The sequence below is a fragment of the Halomonas salsilacus genome (assembly GCF_051216275.1).
GTDB lineage: Bacteria > Pseudomonadota > Gammaproteobacteria > Pseudomonadales > Halomonadaceae > Halomonas.
This window is the reverse complement of the sequence record NZ_JBPKAQ010000012.1, coordinates 47,698-67,251: the sequence shown is the minus strand read 5'-3', so window position 1 is coordinate 67,251 and position 19,554 is coordinate 47,698. Positions and strand designations below refer to the sequence as shown.

The window sequence follows — 19,554 nt, the reverse complement described above, 5'->3', positions numbered from 1 at the left end:
CCGCCGGCGCGGGGCCGGCGGCGAATCGATGCTGGGGTCAGTGGGCGGCGGCGTCGAAGGCGGCCAGGCTCGCCATACCGGCCTCGATTACCGCGCGCTGGGCGCGCCCCACCGGCAGCCACTGGCGGATAGCATAGTCGGCGCTCTGGCACTTGGCCTGATAGAACGGCTCATCGCGGCCCTCGGCGATAGCCGCGCTGGCCTTGAGCGCCGCCTCACCCATCTGCCAGGCGCACAGCACGTGGCCGGCCAGGTTGAGGAAGGGGGTGGCGTAGGCCTGAACGGCATCGGCGCCCTGCTCGGGGTCGGCGCCCGCTTCCAGTACGGCCGCCATGGCGGCGCGCAGGTCGGCGGCGCCCCCGGCAAGGCTCTCGCCCAGGGCCGCCAGCTCGGCATTGTCACCCAGGGCCGCGGCGGTGGCTTCGACGTCGTCGATCAGGCCGGCCAGTGCCGCCCCGCCGTCGCGCTGCAGCTTGCGCCCGGCCAGGTCCAGGGCCTGGATGCCGTTGGTGCCCTCGTAGATGGGTGCGATGCGGGCGTCGCGCAGCAGCTGGGCGGCGCCGGTCTCCTCGATGAAGCCCATGCCGCCATGCACCTGAATGCCCAGGGAGGCGATCTCCACGGCCTGGTCGGTAGAGAAGCTCTTGACCACCGGGATCAGCACGTCGACCCGCGCCTGGGCGGCGGCGCGCACACCGTCATCGGCCGAATGGCGGGCCAGGTCGAGCTGGGCGGCGCAATAGAGGGCGAGCGCGCGCAGGGCGTCGGTGCGGGCGCGCATGGAGAGCAGCATGCGACGCACGTCGAGGTGATCGCTGATGGTGCAGTCATTCCGGCCAGAGCGAGGGCTGCGGCCCTGAGCGCGGTCCAGGGCATAGGCGAAGGCATGTTGGCAGGCGCGCTCGGCCACACCGATTCCCTGGATGCCCACCTTGTGGCGCGCCTCGTTCATCATGGTGAACATGTGGTTGAGGCCGCGGCCCTCCTCGCCCACCAGGTAGCCGATGGCGCCGTCGTTCTCGCCGAAGCTCAGGGTGCAGGTGGGAGAACCGTGGATGCCCAGCTTGTGCTCGATGGAGGCGCAGATGACGTCGTTGCGCTCGCCGAGCGAGCCGTCCTCCTTGACCAGGAACTTGGGCACCAGAAACAGCGAGATGCCCTTGTTGCCCTCGGGGGCATCGGGCTTGCGCGCCAGGACCAGGTGGATGATGTTCTCGGCGGCGTCGTGCTCGCCCCAGGTGATGTAGATCTTCTGGCCGAACAGGTGGTAGTGGTCACCCTCTTCATCAGGGCAGGGCACGGCGCGGGTGCGCACTTTCGATAGATCGGAGCCGGCCTGGGGCTCGGTGAGGTTCATGGTCCCGGTCCAGGTGCCCTCGACGAGCTTGGGCAGGTAGGTGGCCTTCTGCTCGTCGCTGCCGTGGTGGGCCAGGGCCTCGATGGCGCCGGCGGTGAGCATGGGACACAGGCCCAGCGCCATGTTGGCGCCGTGGAGCATCTCCTGCACGGCGCTGGCCACTACCTCGGGCAGCCCCTGGCCGCCCAGCGCCTCACTGACGCCGATGCCGTTCCAGCCGCCCTCGGCGTAGGCCTGATAGGCCTCGATAAAGCCAGTGGGAAGCGTGACCCGACCCTCATTGAGCCGGCAGCCCTGGCGGTCGCCGCTGGCGTTGAGCGGGGCCCATACCTCGCCGGCCAGACGGGCCGCCTCCTCCAGCACCGCCTCGACCAGATCGGGGCTCGCCTCCTCGAAGCCGGGCAGCGAGAGCGAGCCAAACGCCAGCAGCTCCTCCAGGACGAAGCGGATGTCGCGAACGGGGGCGGCAAAATAGTTCATCGGTGCACCTTGGGGGAAAATGATAACGGCGATAGTAGATTCACTACTTTTCGCCGGCCATTATCCCAAGGTCTTAGCGACCGATCACCGGCTCGATGCCAGGCAGCTCCTCCTGGGCAGGCGCGTCATCATCCAGGGCTTCATCGAAGTAGGCGACACGCGCCTCGTCGGCCGGTGGCGGGCCGACCATCGGCTCGGCCACGTCCACATCGGGCACCGCCCCGGAGAGATCCTCCATGTGCTCGTGCTCGGCCGCCCCTTGCAGCTGCTCCTCGGTGACCGCCAGCTCGGCACCCGCCGAGGACATCGGGGTGGAGGGCGAGAACGGCGCCACCGGCACCGGTGCCGGGCGCACGCTGCGCCGCCAGCCGAAGAAGGCCACCAGAAACAGGCCCAGGGCGCCGAAGCTCCAGAACAGGCCGGCATCGCCCAGGGCCCCCATCACCAGCGAGATCAGCGGCGGGCTGAGCGCCGAGTCGATGGCGTTGATCAGCAGTAGGCCCTGGCTCATGCGCACCAGGGCGCCGGCCGGCACCCGATCGGCGGCGTGGCCCACCGCCACCGGGTAGAGCGAGAAGACCCCGCCGCCCAGCAGGAACAGCAGCCCCGCCAGCAGCCAGGGCGACATCGGCAGCCACAGGATCGCCGCGGAGATCAGCGCACAGAAGGCACCGATGATGATCAGCACCAGCTGACGATCGTGACGATCCGACCAGCGCCCCACCGGGTACTGCAGCAGCATGGCGCCGAGCACCACCACCGCCATCATCTGGCCGATGCGATCCACCGAGAAGCCGCTGCGCTGCAGATAGAGCGGCAGCAGGGAGTAGACCGCCGCCACCGCGATGCCGGAGCCGAAGCTGCCCATCACCCCGGTGGGGGTCAGGGTGATCAGGCGATGGGGCGGTAGTGGTTCGGCCTTCTCGATCAACGGCGAGACCCGCGGGATCATCGCCATGGGCAGCACCGAGAGCGAGGCCAGCATGGCGATCACCATGAAGGAGGCCGCCCCGCCCAGGACCTCGGTGACGCCCAGCAGCAGCTGGCCGAGCACCCCGGCGGCGTAAAGGGAGATCATGTAGAGGGCCAGGAGACGACCGCGTACCTTCTGGTCGCCGGCGGTGAGCAGCCAGCTCTCGATGACCAGGTAGACCCCCACCGTGGCCCAGCCACCAATCAGGCGCAGCGCGAACCAGGCCCAGGGGTGATCCACTAGCCCCTGCAGCAGCACGGTGACAGCCACCAGGGAGGCGAAGCTGCCATAGGCGCGGATATGACCGATGCGCAGCAGCAGCCGGTCGTTGAGCATGGCGCCCAGCGCCAGGCCGATGAAATAGGCCGATGAGACCCAGCCGATCACCACCGCCGACTCGCCGGCGGCGTCCAGGCGCAGGGTGATCACCGTGGCCAGAAAGCCGTTGCCAATGCCCAGGATGAAGAGCCCGAGCAGCGGCGCCAGGGCCAAGGTCAGCAGTTGCCGCGACATTGCGTGCCTCACAGCGAGAGGTAAAACGGGAAGGGTGGCAGACAGCGAGGACGCTCGACCGCCCGGCGGGCCGGAAGCGGCGCCTCGGGCACCAGCGGGGACTCAGAGCGCGCGAATCATACGCCCGATTGGCGGCGAGTCAATCGCTTTCCCGCGGGCACCGAGAAAGCCAGGAAGTTACGCCAGAAAACCCATGAAATTCGGCAATATCCTCCGCGCTCAAGGAAACCCCTTCTGCAGCAGCGCCACGTCGGCGGCGGGAAACACCACCGTCATGCCGTGCTCATCGGCCAGCCACTGGAAGGTCGCCTCGCTGAAGAAAGCTACGTGGGTGGGGTCGAGGATATAGTGCCAGCGCGTAAACGCCTCCCGGTCGGTGACCCGCTTGGTCATCAGCCCCAGCCAGCCGCCGAGGCGCAGCAGGGCGACCAGGCGCGCGAGCTCGCGGCCCGGTTGGAAGAGGTGCTCGACCACCTCGGTGGCGGTGATAAAGTCGTACTCCCGCTTCAGCACGCTCTCATCCGGCGCGTAGAAGGGGTCATAGATCGCCATGGGGTGCCCCGCCTCCTCGAACATCACCGAGAGCGTCGGCCCCGGGCCGGCACCGAAGTCGAGCCCCCGAGCACCGGGCGCCAACTGCTCGCACAGCGGGTCGGCGAGCCGCGACAGGAAGCGGCGATAGCCCGGGTCGTCCGGCGAGTTCTCGTGCTGGTCGTAGACCGCCCGCTCCTCCTCCCGCCCGAGCCGGAAGGCCGGCGGCACGTAGACCAGGGCGCAGCGGCGGCAGTGGTGATACTCCCGCCGCGCATCGCGGTGGTAGAAGGCCGTGTCATCAGATGCGCATAGCGGGCAGGTCGGCATCATCGTATCCTCTGTGCCAGAACAATCTTTGAAGGAGCCCTGAATGCTGTCAGGTCTGGACCATCTGGTCATCACCGTGACCGACATTTCTCGCGCCGTGGACTTTTACTCCCGGGTATTAGGGCTGGAGGTGCGCTATCGCGACCGCGAACGCGTCGACCTGATCCTGGGCGACCTCGCCCTGCGCCTGCATTGGACCGCCACCGACATCGAGCCACGGGCGGCAACTCCCACCCCGGGCAGCATCGACATCTGCCTGCGCAGCCTGCTCCCGCTTGACGAGGTGGCCCGCCACCTGGCGGCGCTGGAGGTGGACGTGGAACTTGGCCCGGTGCCCCGCCAAGGCGCCAACGGCATGCTGGAGTCGCTCTACCTGCGCGACCCGGACGGCAACCTGATCGAGATCAGCCGTCCCCGGCGCCAGGAGAGCCCCACGGAAGACGCCGGCGACTGAGCCACCCGTCGGTGGCATTGTCTCCGGCGGCCGGTATCATGGGCGCCTGACACTCGCCCATCCTCAGGGACGACCCATGAACGACGATTACCGAAACGACCGGGTTCAGAACGACAGGCTCCAGAACGACAACGTCATCATCGAACCCAACAAGTCCCCCGACACCACCATGCCCATGGTGGTCTACGCCCTCTACCTGCTCAGTTTCGTGGTGGGCTTCACCTCGGTGATCGGCGTGGTGATCGCCTACGTCTACCGCAGCAAGGGGCCGGCGTGGCTCGACGAGCACTACCGCTACCAGATTCGCACCTTCTGGATCGGCCTGCTCTACGCCACCATCGCCTCGATTCTGGTGCTGGTCGCCATCGGCATCCCGCTGCTGATCGCCCTGGCCGTGTGGATGATCGTGCGCTGCGTGAAGGGCTTTCGCGGCCTGCAGGAGAAGCGCGCGCCGGACAACGTGGACACCTGGCTGTTCTAGGCAAGGACCTCCAGGCAAGGACCACGCGATATGGCCGAGACTCGCTCCCACTCCCACCCTTGCCGCGCCCGGGCCATCGCCGGGCTGTGGAAGGCGCTGGCCGGTCGACGGCTGGCCAGCCTGTGGCACCTCTCGCGCCTCGCCGGCCCCCTGGTGCACCGCTTCAGCCGCCGCGAGCGCGAGGTCACCGAGATCAACCTTGGCGAGGTCTATCCCGAGCAGAGCGCCGCCGAACGCCGCCGGCTGGCACGGGCGAGCCTGACCCACGCCACCGCCACCATGCTGGAGCTGGGCTTCGCCTGGATGGGCTCGCCCAAGCGGGTCGAGGCCGCGATCGTCGCCGTGCACGGCCGCGAACTGCTCGACGAGGCCCGCGCCGAGGGGCGCGGGGTGATCGTGCTGGCCCCGCACTTCGGCAACTGGGAGGTGCTCAACTTCTGGCTCTCCAGCCATTTCCCCTTCACCGCCATGTACGAGCCGCCCAAGATCGCCGAGCTCGACGCCGTGACCCGTGCCGGGCGCGAGCGCATGGGGGCGAGCCTGGTGCCCACCAACCCCCGCGGCGTCGCCTCCCTGCTCAAGGCGCTCAAGCGCTCTGAGGCCATCGGCATCCTCCCCGACCAGGAGCCCGACTGGGGCAGCGGCGTCTTCGCCCCCTTCTACGGCCGCCCCGCCTATACCGCCACCCTGCTGCCCAAGCTGGTGGCGCGCACCGAGGCCCGGGTGGTCACCGGCGTCGCCAGGCGAATTCCCGGCCAGGGGTTCGAGATCCACTTCCTGGCCGCCGACGAGCGGGTCTACTCGCCGGACGAGAGCGAATCCGCCACCGGCGTCAACGCCTGCGTGGAGGCCGCCATCGCCTTGGACCCGGCCCAGTACCAGTGGGAGTACAAGCGCTACCGCAAGGTGGTCGAGGAGCAGCAGGGCCACCCCCGACACCAGGAGTACCGGCTCTACTGAGGTGGATCACTCCCGCCAGTAGCGGTCGCACGGAGGCGTTTCACTCCCGCCCGTAGCGGTCGTTCAGGCGCACGATATCATCCTCGCCCAGGTAACTTCCCGACTGCACCTCGATCAGTTCCAGGGGGATCAGCCCGGGGTTCTCCAGGCAGTGCACCCGGCCCACGGGGATGAAGGTCGACTCGTTCTCGCCCACCAGGAAGGTCTCGTCGTCCAGGGTCACCCGGGCGGTGCCGCTGACCACGATCCAGTGCTCAGCGCGATGGTGGTGCAGCTGCAGCGACAGCCGCGCGCCGGGCTTCACCGTGATGTGCTTGACCTGATGACGCTCGCCGGCGTCCACCGTCTCGTAGTGGCCCCAGGGGCGGAAGACCGTGGGGGTCTGGCGAGTCTCCGGGCGGCCGCTGGCCTCGAGGCGCTCGACCAGCCCGCGCAGCGCCTGGCTGCTGGTGCGGTCGGTCACCAGCACCGCATCACGGGTCTCGACGATCACCAGGTCTGCCACCCCCAAGGTGGCCACCAGCCGCGACTCCGCATGCACCAGCAGCCCCCGGCTCGCCTCGCAGATGACGTCGCCGCGCAGGGCGTTCTCCTGGGCGTCGTGGGGCAGCACCTCCCACAGCGCCTGCCAGGAGCCGATGTCGCTCCAGCCCGCCTCCAGCGGCACCATGGCCGCCCGGTCGGTGCGCTCCATCACCGCCACGTCGATGGAGTCGGCGGGGCAGGCCAGGAAGGCCGCCTGGGCGGGACGAAGGAAATCCAGGTCGGTGGTGGCACCCGCCAGGGCCTCGCGACAGGCGTCGAGGATCGCCGGGGCGTGGGTCGCAAGGGCCTCCAGGGCAGCCGCCGGGCGCAGCACGAAGATCCCGCTGTTCCAGTAGTGGTCGCCGGTGGCCAAGAAGGCCTCGGCGCGGGCGGCCTCGGGCTTCTCGACGAAGCGCGCCACCACGAAGCCGCCGTCCAGGGGCTCGCCGGCCTGCAGGTAGCCGAAGCCCGTCTCGGCCCGGGTCGGTACCACGCCGAAGGTGACCAGCCGCCCCGCCTCGGCCAGGCGGGCAGCGCTGGCCAGGGCGTCGCGAAAGGCGTCGTCATCGCCCAGGTGGTGGTCCGAGGGCAGCACCAGCAGCGGCCCCTCGCGCCCCTCGCCGTGGGCCAGCAGGGCCGCCAGGGCGATGGCCGGTGCCGTGCCGCGCCCCTCGGGCTCGAGCAGCAGGGTCGCCCCCTCGATGCCAGCTTGACGCAGCTGCTCAGCCGCCAAAAAGCGGTGCGACTCGTGGCAGATGACGATAGGCGGCGCGACGTCCAGCCCCTCGAGCCGCGACAGGGTCCGGGCCAGCAGGCTACGGTCGTCGTCCAGGGCGAGGAACTGCTTGGGGCGTGTCCGGCGCGACAGCGGCCAGAGCCGCACGCCGTTGCCGCCGGCGAGGATCACGGGGGTCATCATTCGCCAAAGTCCTCATGCAGCCAGCCGCGCAGGACATCCAGGCCGGCAGTGGCCTCGGGGGAGCCGGGCCGCGTGCCGGGTACGAAACCGCGGGCCAGGAAGGGCTCGAGCAGCGCGGCGTCACCGCTGATCACATGCACCGGCACGCCGAAGCCGGCTTCCTCACCGATGATCAGCGGCGCGGCCTGGTGATCGCCCAGCAGGATCAGCAGGGTCTCGTCATCGACAAACGCCTCGGCCCAGCGGGCGCTGGCGTGCAGGGCGTAGTCGACAGACAGGGCGTAGTGGTCGCGCACGCGCTCCATGTCCTGCCAGAGCACGTCGGGCGGGTCGCCGGCGTCCTCCCACCGATGGAAGATGCTGCCGTCTCCTACTTCGTCCCAGTCGTCGAGCACCGGCAGGATAGGCGTCCAGGGCGCGTGGCTCGAGATCAGGGCGATCTGGGCGAACAGCGGCTCCTCGGCAGGCTCCCGGATGCGCTGTTCGAAGTGGTGAAGGGTGAACTGGTCGGGCATGGTCACCCAGTGGAAGGGCGGCCCGGCGTAGTCGATGTCCGCGGCGGCGTGGATCTCGTCGAAGCCGTAGGCCACTCCCTCGGGCCAGGCCAGGGTGATGGCGGGCATCACGGTCAGGGTGCGATGGCCGGTGGCGCTGAAGTCATCCACCAGGGTGGGCCTGCCGCTGGCCAGCATCAGCCGATACCAGAGCGAGTTGTCGACCCACAGGCCGCTCAGGGTAGTGGCGTGAGCCAGCCAGGACTGGCCGCCGCGGATCGGCGCGTCCAGCATCCCCGTGGCCACCGAGAGCCCCGCGGCGTCCAGGCGCTGGGCCATCTCGTCGAGTCGCGGCAACGTCACCTCGCTGAAGCGCGGATCGAAGACGGACGAGGCCCCGTAGGACTCCACGAACATCAGCAGCACGTCGCGCCCGGCGAGTCCCGGCAGCGCGGTGGCCTGAGTGGGCGCCGCCGCCATGCGCGCCGAGAACTCGCGGTGGGCGCGATGGGTCTCGATCAGCTGCTGCCCCTGGAAGCGCAGGGTGTCCATGGCCGGCGCCCGCACCACGGGCAGCCAGCGCTGATGGTGCCATTGTGCGGCCATCAGGGCGGTGCTGGCCACCACCAGCAGCACCGCGACCAGCGCCGTCGCGACACCCGGGGCCTGGCGCTGGCCGGTGCGCAGCCCCAGATTCAACGCCCAGCCGCCGAGACCGATCAGCAGCAGGGCGGCGAGCGAGGCGGCCCAGGCCGCCCAGGTCCCCAGGTTGCCCTCCAGCAGGTGGAACACCGAACGCAGCAGCGGCAGGTCCAGATAGAGATTCAGCGAACGCCCGAAGGCCAGGTGAGTGGCCACATCCCCGAGGCCGGCCAGCACGGCCACCACCACGGTGAACGTCAGCAGCGGGCGCAGCCAGCCCAGCCGACCGGCAGGCAGAAGCACGAGTAGGGCCACCAGCAGCACCGCCTCCAGGGCGATCCAGCGGGTGGAGATCGCCTCGAAGCGCAGCCACAAGGGCAGCAGCAGCAGCAGGTTAAGCAGGACGGCAACGCCCAGCAGTCGCAGCATCGAAGGAAAATCCTCGGGTTCGGGGGGCCTGAGATGAGGTGTCGTGCCACCCTACAGGGTAGCCCATGGGAAAACCGTGTACATATGACATAGTATGTACAAGGATTGTCTCACAAGAATGCCTGTCCCCACGCGTGCAGGATTCACGGTCCACGACGACACTGTTCTGCAAGACGGACTCTGGAAGCCCGGGAGAGAGACGCGATGCCCCTGAAACGACACCCCCGCCTGGCGGCGTGCCTACCGACGGTGCTGATGATGGCGCTGGTGATGGCACTGGCCACCCCCACCGCCGCCGAAACTTCCCCCCAGGTGGTCGATGCCCTCTTCGACACCGTTACCGAGAAGGCCGAGTCGCTGGCCGGCCGTTCCCATGAGGCCGGCACCGATGCCCTGCCCGAGGCGCTGCGAGGTCTCGACTATGACACCTACCGACAGATCCGCTTCCGCCCCGAGGCCGCCCTGTGGGGCGACGAGGGGCTCTTCTCGGTGCAGCTCTTCCACACCGGTTTCCTGTTCGAGTCACCGGTCCACCTGCACACGGTGGAAGATGGCCATGTGACGTCCCTGGACTTCGACCCGGCGCGTTTTCGCTACGATGACGCGGCCGCCGACCTGTCGGAACAGGACCTGTCGGGCGCCGGCCACGCCGGCTTCCGGCTGCACTTCCCGCTCAACCACGCCGGTTACCATGACGAGTTCGCGGTCTTCCTCGGCGCCTCCTATTTCCGCCTGGTGGGCCGCGGCCAGGGCTACGGCCTCTCTGCCCGTGGCCTGGCCATCGACACCGCCCTGCCCGGCGGCGAGGAGTTCCCGGACTTCCGCGAGTTCTGGCTGGTCAGGCCGGCCCCGAACGCCACCCGGATGACGGTGCTCGCCCTGCTCGACAGCCCGTCGCTTTCCGGCGCCTATCGCTTCGACATCGTCCCGGGACGTGACATCCAGGTGGAGGTGACGGCCCGGTTGTTCGCCCGCCGCGATATCGAACGGCTCGGCGTGGCACCCCTGACCAGCATGTTCGCCTTTGGCGATACCACCCTTCGCGCCGAAGATGACCACCGCCCCGCGGTGCACGACTCCGATGGACTGATGGCCCACACCGGCCGCGGCGAATGGATCTGGCGCCCCCTCACCAACCCCCGCTCGCTGCGCGTCTCCTCGCTGCTCGACCGTGACCCCGCCGGTTTCGGCCTGGCCCAGCGGGCGCGCGATTTCGATCGCTACCTGGACCTCGAGGCCCGCTACGATCTCCGCCCCAGCCAGTGGGTGGAACCCCTGGAGCCCTGGGGCGCTGGCCGCGTCCAGCTGGTGGAGATCCCCTCGCCGGATGAGACCCACGACAACATCGTCGCCTACTGGGTAGGCGATGCCCCGCTGCGTGCCGGCGAGAACCGCGAACTGCGCTACCGCACCCACACCTTCGGCGCTGAACCGGCCGGGCTGACACCGGCCAGGGTCATTCGCACCCGCCAGGGCTGGGGCGGCGTGCCCGGCGATCCCAACCCGCCGACGCGCAGCCGGCGCCACTTCATGGTCGACTTCGCCGGCGGCGAGCTCGAGGGGCTGGCCTCGGACCAGCCGGTGGAGGCTGAGCTCTCCGCGAACCGCGGCGAGATCCACCACCTGCAGGCGCGCCCCCTGCCCGACGGCCACGGCTGGCGCGCCTCCTTCCGACTCGACCCCGAGGGCCAGCAGTCCACCGACCTGCGCCTGCAGCTGAGCCTGCGCGGCGTGGTCATCAGCGAGACCTGGAACCATGTCTGGTACCCCGACGAGCAGCGCTAGGCTCGCCGCCTGCCGCGGGCGCGACCACACCTTCCGGCTGCCCTGGCTGGCCGCGCGCCGAGCGCTGCTGGCCGGCCTGGTGGTCCTCACCACCCTGGTCGGCGCAGGGCTGATGTGGCGCATCCTGCAACCGGACGGCATCACGCCGCTGCAGTGGGGCATCCTCGCGCTGTTCAGCGCCATCTTTGCCTGGGTGGCCGTGGGCTTCTGGACCGCCGTCGCCGGCTTCCTGCTACTGCTCGCTGACCGTGACCCGCTGACCCTGGCACGCCGCCCGCAGGTGGTGGCCGAGCGGTCGCTGCCGATCACCCGACCTACCGTGCTGGCCATGCCGATCCATAACGAGGCGCCCAATCAGGTGGTAGCCGCCCTCTCGGCCACCGCCGAGTCCCTGGTGGCCACCGGCGAGGCCCACCACTTCACGCTCTTCGTGCTCAGCGACACCATCGACCCGGCCATCGCCGCGGCGGAGGCCAGCGCCATCGCCGCGCTGCAGCAGAGATTCGAGGGCCGCCTGGCCGTGCACTATCGGCGCCGAGACGGCAACGCTGGACGCAAGGCCGGCAACCTGGCGGAGTTCTGTCGGCGCTGGGGGGCGGCCTTCGATTTCATGGTGGTGCTCGACGCCGACAGCCGCATGGACGGCGAGGCACTGCTGGGCCTGGTGCGCGCCATGCAGGCCCGTCCGGGGGTGGCGCTGATCCAGACGGTGCCGCTACCGGTGCGCCAGGTCACCCTTTTCGGCCGCCTGTCCCAGTTCGCGGCCAGCCTCTACGCGCCCATGCTGGCCGCCGGCCAGAGCGCCTGGCAGGGGGATGCCGCCAACTACTGGGGGCACAACGCCATCCTGCGCGTGCGCGCCTTCATGGACCATGCCGGCCTGCCTCTGCTCCCCGGCCGCCCCCCGCTGGGCGGTGAGATCCTGAGCCACGACTTCGTGGAGGCCGCCCTGCTGCGCCGCGCCGGCTGGGAGGTTCAGCTCGAGACGCGCCTGGCAGGAAGCTTCGAGGAGATGCCCGGCAACCTGCTCGACTATGCCCGGCGGGACCGGCGCTGGACCCAGGGAAACCTGCAGCACCTGCGCCTGCTGGCGGCACCGGGCCTGCATGCCCTCAGCCGGCTGCACTTCGTGCTCGGCGCCACGGCCTTCGTCTCCTCGCTGCTGTGGCTGGGCATCGTGCTCGCCGGCAGCCTGGACGCGGTACTGATCGCCCGCAGCCAACCCGTCTATTTCGGCAATGCCGAGCAGCTCTTCCCCTTCTGGCCTCGGGCACAGCCGGAGCTGATCGCCGCCTTGCTGGCGATGACCGCCACCCTACTGCTGCTGCCCAAGCTGCTGGGGCTGCTGCTGGCGATAGGCCGGCGCGCCGGGGGCTACGGCGGACGCACCCGCCTCATCGCCAGTGTCCTGCTGGAGGGCCTCGCCGCCATTCTGCTGGCCCCGATCATGATGGCCTTCCACAGCGCCTTCGTGATCGGGGTCCTGACTGGCACCAGCGTCGACTGGGGCGCCCAGCACCGCGAGGGGCGCGCCGTGCCCTGGCGACAGGCGCTGCGCCATACCGCGCCCTTCGCCCTGCTCGGGGGGCTGTGGATCGCCCTGGTCCACTGGCAGGTGCCGATGCTGGTCGGGTGGCTGTCGCCGGTGTGGGTGGGCCTGGCGCTGGCCCCGCTGCTGGTGGTAGCCAGCGGCAGCCGGCGTCCGGCCGCGTGGCTGGCCAGGGTCGGCCTGCTGCGCACTCCTGAGCCCCGGGCCTATGCCGAACTGCTGGGAGAGCGTAACGATCTCGCCGCCGGCGACGCGGCCGGGGCCGAAACGCTGGTCCCCCGGCCACCGCCCCCCGAAGGCCCCGGGGAGATGCCCATCCAATCCCTGGGTCGTGTTAAGCCTATCGACAAGGAACCTTGATGACTGCCCTTCTCTCGCCGGCACGCCTGCGCCAGGGCGTCGGTATCGCCCGCTCGCTGCTGATCTACTGGCGGCCGGGGCGGCAGCGCTCGCTGCGCCGCCTCTACGCCGACTTCGTCGGGCCCGGCGACCTGGCCTTCGACGTCGGGGCCCACCTGGGCGATCGCACGGCGGCCTTCCAGGCGTTGGGCGCCCGAGTGGTGGCCCTGGAGCCCCAGCCCGGGCTCTTTCGCTGCCTGGCAAGGCTGGTGGGCACCCGCCCCGGGGTCACCCTGCTGCCCTGGGCCGCCGGCGCCACACCGGGCGAGGCGGAGCTGGCGGTCAGCGAGGCCAACCCCACCGTTTCCACCCTGGCCGACGAGTGGCGCACCACCATCGGCGAGCGCAACCCCGGCTTCCGCGACGTGCGCTGGGAGAGCCGACGGCGGGTGACGGTGACCACCCTGGATGCGCTGATCGCCGAGCACGGCACCCCGCGCTTCTGCAAGATCGATGTGGAGGGGTTCGAGGCCGAGGTGCTGGCGGGGCTCTCCACGCCGCTGGAGGGCGTCTCGGTGGAGTTCGTGGCCGGCGCCCTGGAGGTGGGCCGGCGGTGCGTGACACGCCTCGCCGAGCTGGGCGACTATCGCTTTAATACCATCGAGGGGGAGCGCCGGGCGTTCCGCTGGCCCGCCTGGCGCACCGCGGCGGAAGCCCTTGAGTGGCTCGACCGGGGCGCCGATGGCCTTGCCTCGGGCGACCTCTACGCGCGCCTGAGCCCACCGGACACACTCTCGCCCCCGGACCCATCGACACCGGAGCCGACCCCATGAGCCCCTCCCCCGCCCAGACCCCGCGCGCCTTTCTGCGCTGGCAGGAGCTGACGACACCCGAACTCGCCGAGCTGCCCGAGGAGTGCGTGGCGGTGATGGTGCTCGGCGCCATCGAGCAGCACGGCGCCCACCTGCCGCTCTCCACCGACCTGGACATCGGCGAGGGGCTGCTGGCGGCCGCCCTCGAGACCCTGCCGCTGGGCTTCCCACTGGTGCAGCTGCCGTCCATGGCGGTGGGGGCCAGCGACGAGCACCTGAGCTTCCCCGGCACCCTGAGCCTCTCGCCGGAGCTGGCCATCGCCACCCTGGAGGCCCATGGCGACGCCGTGGCCCGGGCCGGTTTCCACCGCCTGGTGTGGCTCAACAGCCACGGCGGCAACAAGGCGGTGATGGACCTGGCCGCCCTGAAGCTGCGCCGCCGCCACGGCCTGCTGGTGGTCAAGGCCCACTACACGCGCATGCCCCTGCCCGAGGGGCTGGAGAAGGCGACGCTGCCGGCCGAGGAGCTGCGCCACGGCCTGCACGGCGGGGCACTGGAGACCGCCCTGATGCGCCACCTGGCGCCGGAGAAGGTGCGCCTGGAACACCTGGCGCACTCGATCTCCCGCGGGGAGGCCATGGCGGAAGAGGGCCAGCTGCTGGGCCCGGAGGGCGAGGCGGCCTTCGCCTGGCTCGCCGAGGACCTGCATCGACAGGGGGTGGTGGGCAACGCGCATCTTGGCAGCGCTGAACTCGGGCGCCGCCTGGCGGCCCACTATGCCCGGCGCATCGCCCGGATCCTGAGCGAGACCCGGGCGATGCGCCTCGAGAGGATCAGCGGCGGGCCTGAAGGCCTCAGCGGCGGGCCTGAAGGCCTCAGCGGCGGGCCTGAAGGCCTCAGCGGCGGGCCTTGAACACCTCGTCGAGCAGGTGGCCGGCACGCTCCGCCTTGGCGCTCAGGTAGCGATGGTTGTGGTCGTTGAGGGTGCCGTAGAGCGCCTGGCGCTCGACCACCTCGATACCGCCCTCGGCCAGGGCCGCCATCTTGAGGGGGTTGTTGGTCATCAGCTGCACGCGGCGGATGCCCAGCGCGTCCAGCATGTCCACCGCCACTCCATAGCGCCGCTCGTCCTCGCCGAAGCCGAGGATCTGGTCCGCATCCAGGGTGTCGAGGCCGCCATCCTGGAGGGTGTAGGCGCGCAGCTTGTTGGCCAGGCCGATCCCGCGCCCCTCCTGGGCCAGGTAGAGCAGTACGCCACCGCCCAGCGCCTCGATCTCGGCCACGGCGTTGCGCAGCTGCTCGCCGCAATCGCAGCGCAGGCTGCCGAACAGGTCGCCGGTGAGGCAGGCGGAGTGCAGGCGCAGCGGTACGGGCACCGACGGTGAGTCCAGGGCCGGGTCGCCGATCACTACCGCTACGTGCTCGCGCAGGCCATCGGGCTCGCGGAACAGGATGAAACGGCAGTCGAAGGCATCGGCCAGGGGAATCCGGGCCTCGCTGACCCGGCGCAGCATGCCGCCGGCGCCATCCAGGCAGCGCGCCGCCTGCTCGGCCTCCACCGCCAGCAGGGTGCCGTCGGCCATCGCCGCCGCCACCGCGTCCCGGCGCGCCTCGGCGACCCGCGCCACCAGCGCCGAGGGGATCAACAGCGCCCGGCGCACCAGCGCGAGGGCCGCCAGGTCGGCCGGCTCCGCCGCCTCCAGGGCCGCCACGCATTCTTCCAGCCCCGCCTCGCCGAGGCTCGTCGCCGGCGTGGCCCCGTAGGCCAGGGCACCCAGGCGCCCCGCAGCCAGCCCGTCAGGCAGCGGCAGCCGGGCCGCCTCGTCGGCTTCTCCCTCGCCGAGGATCGCCATGCGATGGCGGCTCAGCACCAGCGCCGGCGTGGCGCCGGCCTGCTCACCCAACCTCGCAACGGCCGCCTGTGCCGCCCCCTCGATGGCCTGAACCAGCACTCGGGACTCGCCGGCGACGATCAGCACCGGCAGCCCCCGTCGTAGATCGAAGATGGCTCGTTCAACCTGATGCATCGCTCTCTCCTGGTGGTATCGGTGCGCTTTGCGTCACGCCGGCGAACTGCGCATCATGGCAGTCAGCTCCCCGACAGGAGGCCCCATGGGCGCCACTGATTCGATTCTCTCTCTTGAGGAGGCCTGGCAGGCCCTCCTCCATGCCGCCCACCCCCCTTCCCCTATCCCCGGGGGGGAGGCCGCGGCGGTGGCCGGCCTGCGGCTCTCCCCGGCCGGCTGGCAGGCCGAACGCCCCGTCTCGCCGTCGGCCCGCGACCTGCTCGACTGCCTGCTTCCGCTGGCCACCCGGGCCGGCCGGCTGGCCATCGCCCAGCTCGGCCAGAGCCTGGACGGGCGCATCGCCACCGAGAGCGGGCACTCCCACTTCATCAACGGGCCACAGAGCCTGGTGCACCTGCACCGGCTGCGCGCCCTGGTGGATGCCGTGGTGGTCGGCGCCGGCACCGCCTGCGAGGATGATCCCCGCCTGACCGTGCGCCACGTGGCCGGGCCGCACCCGGTCCGGGTTATCCTCGACCCCCGCGGCCGGGTGACGCCGGACCGGCTGCTGCTGCGCGACCCCGAGGCGCCGACCCTGCACCTGCACGGCGAGGGGGCGTGGCCGGAAGGCCCGGCGGGGGACCATGTGCAGCGCCTGGCGCTGCCGCTGGTTGCCGGCGGTTTCGCACCGGCCAGCGTGCTCGATGCCCTGGCCGAGCGTGGCCTGGGCCGGGTGCTGATCGAGGGCGGCGGAGTCACGGTGTCGCGCTTCCTCGAGGCCGGTGTGCTCCATCGGCTGCACCTGCTGATGGCGCCGCTGCTGATCGGCTCCGGCCGACCGGGGCTCGCCATGACCCCCATCGACACCCTGCATCAGGCGCGTCGCCCCGCGTCGCGGACCTTCCCTTGCGGTGACGACACCCTCTTCGATCTCGTTCTCGACGAGCCCGCTGCCTGATCCGCCGCGCGCCTTGTCGGCGAGTCCCGGGGCGGGGTGTGCCACCCGGCACAGCAGCACGAGGCCGCCGGGCAGGCTCGCCGCCAGCACGATGACCCCGTAGGCCATGGAGACCGCCACGCCCTGAGCGGGCGGCAGCCCCGCCAGCCCCCAGACCAGCGCAGCGGCACCCTCGCGCACGCCCCAGCCGGCCAGAGACAGCGGAATCAGCATCGCCAGCAACACCGGAGGCACCAGCGCCAGCAGGATGCCCAGCGGCAGCTCGACGCCGATCGCCCGGGCGGCGCAGACGAACACCAGGGCGTAGCTGATCACCACCAGCAGCGAGCCGGCGAGCTGCTTCGGCCACACCGAGGCGGCCAGCAAGCTGCGTTGCAGGTCGCCGCCGAGGCCGACCAGGGCCGCCGGCGGGCGCCGGGCCAGCTGCCAGCCCACCGGAATCAGCAGCAGCACGGCAGCGATCCCGGCCGGCAGCCAGCCCGACGCGGCCACGCCCTTGACACCGCGAGCCATCAGCTCATGCCACAGCGGCGAGGCGACGAGCACCGCGAGGGTCAGCAAAGCCATTGCCAGCTGGCCGGAGGCGCGCTCGATGATCACCGCCCGCCAGGCACCGCCGCGCCGGCCGCTGTCACGAGAGTGACGCCAGGCCCGGGCGGCGTCGCCGGCCACACCGCCCGGCAGGACCTGGTTGAGGAACAGCGCCAGGTAGTACTCCCGCAGGGCCCGACGAAAGCCCAGCGATAGCCCCAGCAGGCGGGCGGTCAACCGCCAGCGCCAAGCGCTGAGCGCCAAAGGCGGCAGGGTCAGCGCCAGGGCCAGCAGGGCCCAGCCCGGCGAGAGCCGCTGCACCTGGGCGAGAATCGCCCCCGGCTCCAGCCACCAGGCGAGCCCGACCAACATGGAGAGCCCCACCAGCGGCCGCACCAGGCGGACGGGCAATCGTCGGGACCCTCGTCGAAGCATCGCCATGCTCAGGCGCCAACAGCCGACAGCGGCGGCCGGGCCAGCAGGTCACAATGCCCCACGGTCAGCCCCAGTTCGCCCGTGACGAGGCCCGCCAGCCGGCGCGAATGCCAGCGCTGCAGAAACGTTTGCTCCTCCGGGGCCTGGGCCAGGGCGGCATCGTGCCAGCCCTGGAGCAGCTGCTCGGCCAGCGGCCGCAGCGCGTCCTCGCCGGCAGCGAGATGCCAGGGCGTGGCCGCACGCGCCACCCGATAGCCGGCGGCGGCCATGGCGGCGGCCAGCACGGTCGGCGCTTCGCCGCCCAGCGCCGGGCCGAGCCCCTTGTCGCGGCGCTGGTGGGCCTGGAAGAGCGCCCGGACCGCGATGTCCTCGACGTCCTCCAGGCGCGAGCCCGCGGCGTCGAGAAAGGCCCAGTCGCCATCGACGCTGAGGGTGACCAGCAGCGCCTGGTGGCGCGCGGCACAGGCCGCCACCAGCGACTCGGCCCAGGCACGCGAGACCAGATCGAAGAGCGCCGAGGCCACCACCAGGTCGGCGCCCTCCAGCAGGCCGGCATCTACCGGCGAGAGGTCGCGACAGCAGGCCTCGATGGCCAGCCGGGCGCCAGTCGCATCGCGCTGGGTCGCCCCGTGCCGGCGGGCCAGGGCCAGCAGGGCCGGGTCATGGTCGACCAGTCGCCAGCGCTGGGGGCCGGGCAACCGCGGCGCCAGGAAACGCAGGTTGCTGCCGCTCCCGCAGCCCAGATCGACGATGCCATAAGGGCGGCCATGCGCCCCATGGCGCGCGGCGAGCCAGTCTGCGGCCAGGCCGGTCAGGGCGTGGCTGCGCGAGTGGCCGTCCAGCCACTCGCGCCGGGAGAGCCAGTCGGCGCTGAAACGTTCACGGGGAGTGGTGGTGCCGGCGGGCAGCCGCTCGGTATCGGATGGCGCCGTCATGGTGATGCCTCATCTGACGGGGTGCCGGTGGCGGCCGTCGGTGAGTAGGGTTCGTCCAGGGCGTCCAGGAAGCGGTCGCCGGCCTGCTGCCAGTCGCCCAGGCCATGGCGGGCCTCCCGGGCACCGCGACGCAGCCTCCGGCGCAGTTCGGCGTCGTCGAGCCAGGCGGCCAGCGCCTCGCCCAGGGCAACCGCATCGTCGGGGGGCACCGCCAGGCCGGCCCGCGCCGGCAGGGTGTCGACCAGGGCGCCGCCGGTGGTGGTGAGCACCGGCAACCCGCGGGCGAGGGCCTCGGTGACCACCATACCGTAGCCCTCATAGCGTGAGGGCAGCACGAAGAGTTCGGCCCGGTGGTAGGCGGCCGCCAGGCCCGGGGCATCGCGCTCTCCGGCCCAGACGATGCGCCTCTCCAGACCATGACGACGCGCGGCCGCGAAGAGCCGGGCGGCGTGATGGGGATCTCGAGCGTGGCTGCCGACGGCCTCCAGGGTCCAGTCGCGGTCCTGCAAGCCGGACAGCGCCTCCAGCAGGAGGTCATGGCCCTTGCGCGGGATCAGGGTCGCCACGCAGAGGAGACGACGGGGGCCCGGCGCCTCGAGGTCCAGGGCGCTGGCGGCAAGCGCCGCCGGCTCGACGCCGGGCTCCACCACGCGACGCCTCGATGCCTCCACGCCGAAGCGGTCGAGGCCGCGGGCCGTCCAGGCGCTGGTGACGATGACGCGTCGCGCCAGCGCCAGGGCGCGGGTCTCGCTGTCGTGGAGATGCCGGCGGGTCGAATCGTCCAGGCCGGTCTCGTCCGCCAGGGGGTGGTGGACCAGGGCGATGATCACCAGGCGATCGGCATGGGGGGCGATCTCCTCGGGGAGGCCGCCCATGACGAGCCCGTCGATCACCACCCGGTCGCCATCCGGCAGCGACGACAGCACCCGGGCCATGCTGCGCCGGGCCAGGTCGTCGGGCACGGGAAAGCGCCCCTCGAGCCCCACCACCTCGACGTGGTGGCCCCGGGCCCGCAACACCGAAACGATGCGGGCATCATAGACGTAGCCGCCGGTGAGCTGGCCGGGGTCGCCGGCCACGATCAGCGTCAGGGTGCCGGCGGGCGAGGTCACGGC

The 19,554-nt window shown here is 71.2% G+C and carries 16 protein-coding genes and 1 pseudogene; 8 read left to right on the top strand and 9 right to left on the bottom strand.

Annotated features, from left to right (window positions below):
* Positions 1 to 37: 37 nt before the first annotated feature.
* The 3 genes from ACR80S_RS15520 to ACR80S_RS15510 form a co-directional block, all read right to left on the bottom strand.
* Entirely contained in the window at positions 38 to 1,837 is a 1,800-nt protein-coding gene (locus ACR80S_RS15520; protein ID WP_435401612.1) for an acyl-CoA dehydrogenase, read from the bottom strand.
* 73 nt (positions 1,838 to 1,910) lie between these two features.
* Positions 1,911 to 3,323 (bottom strand): MFS transporter, encoded by a 1,413-nt coding sequence (locus ACR80S_RS15515; protein WP_435403752.1) that lies wholly within the window; start codon positions 3,321 to 3,323, stop codon positions 1,911 to 1,913.
* 219 nt (positions 3,324 to 3,542) lie between these two features.
* Positions 3,543 to 4,187, bottom strand: a complete 645-nt coding sequence (locus ACR80S_RS15510; protein WP_435403751.1) for a methyltransferase domain-containing protein — start codon at positions 4,185 to 4,187, stop codon at positions 3,543 to 3,545.
* Between the two features lie 40 nt (positions 4,188 to 4,227).
* Between ACR80S_RS15510 and ACR80S_RS15505 the strand changes: the two genes are divergently transcribed.
* The 3 genes from ACR80S_RS15505 to ACR80S_RS15495 all read left to right on the top strand — a co-directional run bounded on the left by ACR80S_RS15505 (position 4,228) and on the right by ACR80S_RS15495 (position 6,079).
* Positions 4,228 to 4,638: a VOC family protein gene (locus tag ACR80S_RS15505; protein ID WP_435401615.1), complete on the top strand. Its 411-nt coding sequence runs from the start codon at positions 4,228 to 4,230 to the stop codon at positions 4,636 to 4,638.
* Between the two features lie 76 nt (positions 4,639 to 4,714).
* Positions 4,715 to 5,119 (top strand): DUF4870 family protein, encoded by a 405-nt coding sequence (locus ACR80S_RS15500; RefSeq protein WP_435401616.1) that lies wholly within the window; start codon positions 4,715 to 4,717, stop codon positions 5,117 to 5,119.
* Positions 5,120 to 5,149: 30 nt separating this feature from the next.
* The gene (locus ACR80S_RS15495; protein WP_435401617.1) at positions 5,150 to 6,079 is read left to right on the top strand and encodes a lysophospholipid acyltransferase family protein; all 930 of its coding nucleotides are present in this window, start codon (positions 5,150 to 5,152) and stop codon (positions 6,077 to 6,079) included.
* Between the two features lie 40 nt (positions 6,080 to 6,119).
* Here the strand turns inward: ACR80S_RS15495 and ACR80S_RS15490 are convergent, their stop codons facing one another.
* Together ACR80S_RS15490 and ACR80S_RS15485 are read right to left on the bottom strand one after the other, a co-directional pair.
* Positions 6,120 to 7,523, bottom strand: coding sequence for a mannose-1-phosphate guanylyltransferase/mannose-6-phosphate isomerase (locus ACR80S_RS15490; RefSeq protein WP_435403750.1), 1,404 nt, complete (start codon positions 7,521 to 7,523; stop codon positions 6,120 to 6,122).
* Positions 7,520 to 9,088: an alkaline phosphatase family protein gene (locus ACR80S_RS15485; RefSeq protein ID WP_435401619.1), complete on the bottom strand. Its 1,569-nt coding sequence runs from the start codon at positions 9,086 to 9,088 to the stop codon at positions 7,520 to 7,522. The genes ACR80S_RS15490 and ACR80S_RS15485 overlap by 4 nt, the downstream gene beginning before the upstream one ends.
* 204 nt (positions 9,089 to 9,292) lie before the next feature.
* Here ACR80S_RS15485 and ACR80S_RS15480 point away from each other — a divergent pair, with 204 nt between their 5' ends.
* From ACR80S_RS15480 to ACR80S_RS15465, 4 genes are read left to right on the top strand one after another with little or no spacing between them, the layout of a single operon-like run.
* Positions 9,293 to 10,873 carry an OpgD/OpgG family glucan biosynthesis protein gene (locus ACR80S_RS15480; protein WP_435403749.1) on the top strand — a complete coding sequence of 527 codons (1,581 nt, stop codon included), beginning with the start codon at positions 9,293 to 9,295 and terminating at the stop codon, positions 10,871 to 10,873.
* A complete protein-coding gene (gene mdoH, locus ACR80S_RS15475; protein ID WP_435403748.1) occupies positions 10,845 to 12,782 on the top strand; it encodes a glucans biosynthesis glucosyltransferase MdoH in 1,938 nt (645 codons plus the stop codon). Before ACR80S_RS15480 ends, mdoH begins: the two co-directional genes overlap by 29 nt.
* Positions 12,782 to 13,594 (top strand): FkbM family methyltransferase, encoded by an 813-nt coding sequence (locus ACR80S_RS15470; protein WP_435401622.1) that lies wholly within the window; start codon positions 12,782 to 12,784, stop codon positions 13,592 to 13,594. The genes mdoH and ACR80S_RS15470 overlap by 1 nt, the downstream gene beginning before the upstream one ends.
* Positions 13,591 to 14,487 carry a creatininase family protein gene (locus ACR80S_RS15465; RefSeq protein ID WP_435403747.1) on the top strand — a complete coding sequence of 299 codons (897 nt, stop codon included), beginning with the start codon at positions 13,591 to 13,593 and terminating at the stop codon, positions 14,485 to 14,487. Before ACR80S_RS15470 ends, ACR80S_RS15465 begins: the two co-directional genes overlap by 4 nt.
* Here the strand turns inward: ACR80S_RS15465 and ACR80S_RS15460 are convergent.
* A complete protein-coding gene (locus ACR80S_RS15460; RefSeq protein WP_435401624.1) occupies positions 14,471 to 15,601 on the bottom strand; it encodes a GTP cyclohydrolase II in 1,131 nt (376 codons plus the stop codon). The genes ACR80S_RS15465 and ACR80S_RS15460 overlap by 17 nt on opposite strands.
* A gap of 55 nt (positions 15,602 to 15,656) precedes the next feature.
* On the opposite strand from ACR80S_RS15460, the gene ACR80S_RS15455 reads away from it, so the two are divergent.
* The gene (locus tag ACR80S_RS15455; protein WP_435403781.1) at positions 15,657 to 16,538 is read left to right on the top strand and encodes a RibD family protein; all 882 of its coding nucleotides are present in this window, start codon (positions 15,657 to 15,659) and stop codon (positions 16,536 to 16,538) included.
* 93 nt (positions 16,539 to 16,631) lie between these two features.
* On the opposite strand, the pseudogene ACR80S_RS15450 reads toward ACR80S_RS15455, so the two are convergent.
* The 3 genes and pseudogenes from ACR80S_RS15450 to ACR80S_RS15440 all read right to left on the bottom strand — a co-directional run.
* Positions 16,632 to 17,441: pseudogene (locus ACR80S_RS15450) on the bottom strand (lysylphosphatidylglycerol synthase transmembrane domain-containing protein); the annotation flags it as partial.
* A 71-nt stretch (positions 17,442 to 17,512) separates the two neighbouring features.
* Positions 17,513 to 18,439: a class I SAM-dependent methyltransferase gene (locus ACR80S_RS15445; protein ID WP_435403746.1), complete on the bottom strand. Its 927-nt coding sequence runs from the start codon at positions 18,437 to 18,439 to the stop codon at positions 17,513 to 17,515.
* Positions 18,436 to 19,551 carry a glycosyltransferase family 4 protein gene (locus ACR80S_RS15440; protein ID WP_435403745.1) on the bottom strand — a complete coding sequence of 372 codons (1,116 nt, stop codon included), beginning with the start codon at positions 19,549 to 19,551 and terminating at the stop codon, positions 18,436 to 18,438. The genes ACR80S_RS15445 and ACR80S_RS15440 overlap by 4 nt, the downstream gene beginning before the upstream one ends.
* Positions 19,552 to 19,554: the final 3 nt, after the last annotated feature.

Bases quoted from the DNA above. Each gene is read 5' to 3' on its own strand.
- ACR80S_RS15455 (WP_435403781.1), top strand. From the start codon at position 15,657: ATGGCAGTCAGCTCCCCGACAGGAGGCCCCATGGGCGCCACTGATTCG.
- ACR80S_RS15495 (WP_435401617.1), top strand. From the start codon at position 5,150: ATGGCCGAGACTCGCTCCCACTCCCACCCTTGCCGCGCCCGGGCCATC.
- ACR80S_RS15485 (WP_435401619.1), bottom strand. From the start codon at position 9,088: ATGCTGCGACTGCTGGGCGTTGCCGTCCTGCTTAACCTGCTGCTGCTG.
- ACR80S_RS15515 (WP_435403752.1), bottom strand. From the start codon at position 3,323: ATGTCGCGGCAACTGCTGACCTTGGCCCTGGCGCCGCTGCTCGGGCTC.
- mdoH (WP_435403748.1), top strand. From the start codon at position 10,845: ATGTCTGGTACCCCGACGAGCAGCGCTAGGCTCGCCGCCTGCCGCGGG.
- ACR80S_RS15480 (WP_435403749.1), top strand. From the start codon at position 9,293: ATGCCCCTGAAACGACACCCCCGCCTGGCGGCGTGCCTACCGACGGTG.
- ACR80S_RS15520 (WP_435401612.1), bottom strand. From the start codon at position 1,837: ATGAACTATTTTGCCGCCCCCGTTCGCGACATCCGCTTCGTCCTGGAG.
- ACR80S_RS15490 (WP_435403750.1), bottom strand. From the start codon at position 7,523: ATGATGACCCCCGTGATCCTCGCCGGCGGCAACGGCGTGCGGCTCTGG.
- ACR80S_RS15470 (WP_435401622.1), top strand. From the start codon at position 12,782: ATGACTGCCCTTCTCTCGCCGGCACGCCTGCGCCAGGGCGTCGGTATC.
- ACR80S_RS15505 (WP_435401615.1), top strand. From the start codon at position 4,228: ATGCTGTCAGGTCTGGACCATCTGGTCATCACCGTGACCGACATTTCT.
- ACR80S_RS15500 (WP_435401616.1), top strand. From the start codon at position 4,715: ATGAACGACGATTACCGAAACGACCGGGTTCAGAACGACAGGCTCCAG.
- ACR80S_RS15510 (WP_435403751.1), bottom strand. From the start codon at position 4,187: ATGATGCCGACCTGCCCGCTATGCGCATCTGATGACACGGCCTTCTAC.
- ACR80S_RS15465 (WP_435403747.1), top strand. From the start codon at position 13,591: ATGAGCCCCTCCCCCGCCCAGACCCCGCGCGCCTTTCTGCGCTGGCAG.
- ACR80S_RS15460 (WP_435401624.1), bottom strand. From the start codon at position 15,601: ATGCATCAGGTTGAACGAGCCATCTTCGATCTACGACGGGGGCTGCCG.
- ACR80S_RS15445 (WP_435403746.1), bottom strand. From the start codon at position 18,439: ATGACGGCGCCATCCGATACCGAGCGGCTGCCCGCCGGCACCACCACT.